The 3,731-nt window shown below is 67.4% G+C and carries 2 protein-coding genes; both read right to left on the bottom strand.

Annotated features, from left to right (window positions below):
* Window positions 1-88 precede the first annotated feature (88 nt).
* A complete protein-coding gene (locus ABDW61_RS26455) occupies window positions 89-1,264 on the bottom strand; it encodes a hypothetical protein (RefSeq protein WP_343643079.1) in 1,176 nt (391 codons plus the stop codon).
* Window positions 1,265-1,416: 152 nt separating this feature from the next.
* Window positions 1,417-3,731: excinuclease ABC subunit UvrA (uvrA, locus tag ABDW61_RS26460; RefSeq protein WP_343643080.1), on the bottom strand; the 2,315-nt coding region annotated here is incomplete at its 5' end.

Consider the following 3,731-nt stretch of genomic DNA (forward strand, 5'->3'; position numbering starts at 1 on the left):
CCCGACCGCGACAGACGCTCGGATGGAACACGCCGCTTCAGGCCTTTGCGCTCACCTTGGCAAATGCGCATCAGGCTCCAGTATCAATTCAATGACAGGTGTTGCGGTTCAAACTTGAGACCGCCCGAGAAAATTCGATGAGGCCCCCGACGCGGGTGTCCTCATAAATCGCGTCCATCGCACGATCCATGGCAGCTTGCGGAACTGCGCAGCCCTCGGAATGGAACACGCGTCGCATCACGGAACCGATTTCCGACTGCAGGTGTCGCTTGTGAATGTCGTTATGGCAACTGCGGGATCCCAGGTGCATACATCGCCAGTCCGGTGCCCCCTTTCGAGGATGAAGTCCTCCACCGGGTGCGGGCGCGTCGTTGCAGCCTGTCGAGAGAACGTCGCCCGCTTCGTTCGTGATTGCCGCGCCGACCTGACGAGAAAGGCAGCCGGACTTCAGCCCAGCTGCGAACGCGGCATACATGCCGATTTCGTCGCGGCTGGGCGAAAGCGCTCGATCCCCGTGAATCAACCGCATGAAGCGATCAATGGTGGCCGTTGGTAAAGCCCCGATATCGTTTCGGACGAACACGTCAGAGAGGTGCAGCGTGCGATCCAACCGTTGGCCTGCCGTCTCGGGTTCATGCCGGTCCATGGCGATGAGCGTGGCCGCTTCCAAGTCGCTCATGCCGCGTTCCCGCAGTGTCTGCAGACGCTGGGCATATGGTCGCGTCACGCCGACAAGATAGAACAGGTTCCGATACATCGTCCGTAGAAGTTCGACTTCCTCCGGCCGTTTGAGCTGGTCCAGCAGATAGGCCACGCGTCGCGGCACAGGGCGCACCTCCGAATCGGATATCGCTGCGCGCGAACGCTCCACAACGACGCGCTCAACCGCGAACTCTGCGAGCACATGCAGGTCACCGGACGCCTCGCGCATCCGCAGCGCCGCGGCTTGCAGACGTCGAGATCGAACGAAGCTGGGGGAGCCTGCCGGCGAGCCCACCACCAGATGCCCGGAGCTCAGTGCGGACTCCAGGCAGGCACTCAGCTTGAGCCACACGACCTGATAGCCGAGACCGATCAAACTCTGCTCGGTCGCATCCAAGACGTCTTCCAGACCGCACCCAACCGGTCCCGCGAACGCGATGACGATCTCCTCCGATTGCCTCGACGCCAACCGCTCGAGCAAGGTCTTCGACGTCGAACGACTCTCGTTGCTCGCCGCTCGCTCGTTCTCGAACGCCGCGGCTGCTTGCTGTGCCTGTCCCATCCACCACCCCGCATGACTGCTGCGAAAGACAGGCAGTTTGCGACCGCGCGGCAGCCTTCGGAACGCGTTGCCGGAAGAACCTTGACCAATGGAGAAAAGGGCTGGAAACCGCGTTGCCACACAGCCACCAGCCCCTCTTAAGTGGGATCGTGTCAGCCTCGCGCCAGCACCGGCGCCAGCGCCCGTCCGGTGTGCGTCCCTTGCATCACCAGCGTCTCCGGCCGCCCCTGCGCAACCACGCGTCCGCCCGCCGAGCCGCCTTCCGGCCCGAGGTCCAGCACCCAGTCCGCCTCGGCGATCACGTCCAGGTCGTGCTCGATCACGACCACGCTGTGCCCGCCATCCACCAGCCGGTGCAGCACCCGGATCAGCTTCTCCACGTCCGCCATGTGCAGGCCCACCGTCGGCTCGTCCAGCACGTACAGCGTGTGCGGCGCCTTCTGCCCGCGGCGCGTCACGTCGTCGCGCACCTTCACCAGTTCCGACACCAGCTTGATCCGCTGCGCTTCGCCGCCCGACAGCGTCGGGCTCGGCTGTCCCAGCGTCAGGTAGCCCAGCCCCACGTCCTGCAGCAGCTTCAGCGGATGCGCGATCGAGGTCATCGCGGCGAAGAACTCCACCGCCTCGTCGACCTCCATCTGCAGCACCTCGCCAATGCTCTTGCCGCGCCAGCTCACCGCCAGCGTCTCCGGATTGAAGCGCTGGCCATGGCATTGGTCGCACAGCACCTTCACGTCCGGCAGGAAGCTCATCGCGATCGTGCGCATGCCCTGGCCCTCGCAGGCCGGGCAGCGGCCCTCGCCGGTGTTGAAGCTGAAACGGCCCGGCCCGTAGCCGCGCGCCTTGGCCTCCAGCGTCTCGGCGAACAGCTTGCGGATCGCGTCCCAGAAGCCGATGTAGGTCGCCGGGCAACTGCGCGGCGTCTTGCCGATCGGCGTCTGGTCGACCTCCAGCACCCGGTCCACCTGCTGATGGCCCTCGATCGCGTCGCAGCCGATCCACTTGGACGGCGCGCGGCGCAGCGGCACGGCGGCGGCCATGTTGGCCAGCAGCACGTCGCGCGCCAGCGTCGACTTCCCCGAACCCGACACCCCGGTGATCGCCACCAGACGGTGCAACGGCACGTCCACGGTGACACCGCGCAAGTTGTGCAGCGTCGCGTCCAGCACCGTGAGCCTGGGCGCGTCGGCGACCATCTCGCGGCGCGCCTGCAGCGGATGCACCAGCGGCCTCGACAGGAAACGGCCCGTCAGCGACTCCGCGTTCTTCGCGATCTCCGCCGCCGTGCCCTGCGCGATCACCCGGCCGCCGCGCTTGCCGGCGCTCGGACCGATGTCGATGATGTGATCGGCGCGCCGGATCGTGTCCTCGTCATGCTCGACGACCACCAGCGTGTTGCCCTTGTCTCCGAGCGTCGACAGCGCCTTCAACAGGATCTGGTTGTCGCGCGGATGCAGGCCGATCGTCGGCTCGTCCAGCACGTAGCACACGCCTTGCAGGTTGCTGCCGAGCTGCGCCGCCAGGCGGATCCGCTGCGCCTCGCCCCCGGAGAGCGTCGGCGCCGCGCGATCCAGCGTCAGGTAGCCCAGCCCCACTTCCTCGAGGAACTCCAGCCGGCCCTTGATCTCGCTGACCACGTCGCGCGCGATCTCCGCGTCGCGGCCGGTCAGCGTCAGGCCGGCGATCCACTGGCGGGCCTCGGTCACGCTCCACGAGGCCACCGCCGCGATCGTCTCGTGCTCGAAGGTCACCGCGCGCGCCACCGGATTCAGGCGCGAGCCATGGCAGTCAGGGCACGGCGCGTCGCTCAGGTCCTCGATCTCGGCCTCCTCGGCGGGGAAGCTCTGCTCGCGGCCGCGGTTGTCCTTGTCCTGCTGGCTGTCGTCCAGCGCCTTGCGCTGCTCGCGCGTGAGCGCCAGGCCCGTGCCGACGCAGGTCGTGCACCAGCCGTGCTTGGAGTTGTAGCTGAACAGCCGCGGATCGAGCTCCGGATAGCTGGTCCCGCACTGCGGGCAGGCGCGCTTGGTCGAGAACACCCGCAGCTCGCCGATGCCGCGCGTGGGCTTGGCGTTGCGCAGCGCGTCATGCAGGCCGTCCAGCGGCGACAGCACGTGCACCACGCCCTTGCCGTGATCGAGCGCCTTGGCCAGCAGCTCGCGCAGCGCGGCCTCGCTCTCCGGCGCGACCACCATGTCGCCGACCGGCAGTTCGATGCTGTGCTCCTTGAAGCGGTCCAGCCGCGGCCACGGGCTGGTCGGCAGGAACTCGCCGTCCACGCGCAGATGGGTGTAGCCGCGCTGCTTGGCCCATTTCGCGAGGTCGGTGTAGACGCCCTTGCGATTGACCACCAGCGGCGCCAGCAGGCCGATGTGCCGGCCCTTGTAGTCGCGCAGCAGCTGCGCGGCGATGGCCTCGACGCTCTGCGGCTTCACCGGGGTGCCGTCGTTGGCGCAGTGCTGCACGCCGA

It is taken from the genome of Roseateles sp., from assembly GCF_039595595.1.
Lineage (GTDB): Bacteria > Pseudomonadota > Gammaproteobacteria > Burkholderiales > Burkholderiaceae_C > Roseateles.

Coding starts and splice junctions, on each gene's coding strand:
- ABDW61_RS26455 (WP_343643079.1), bottom strand. CDS start 1,264: ATGGGACAGGCACAGCAAGCAGCCGCGGCGTTCGAGAACGAGCGAGCG.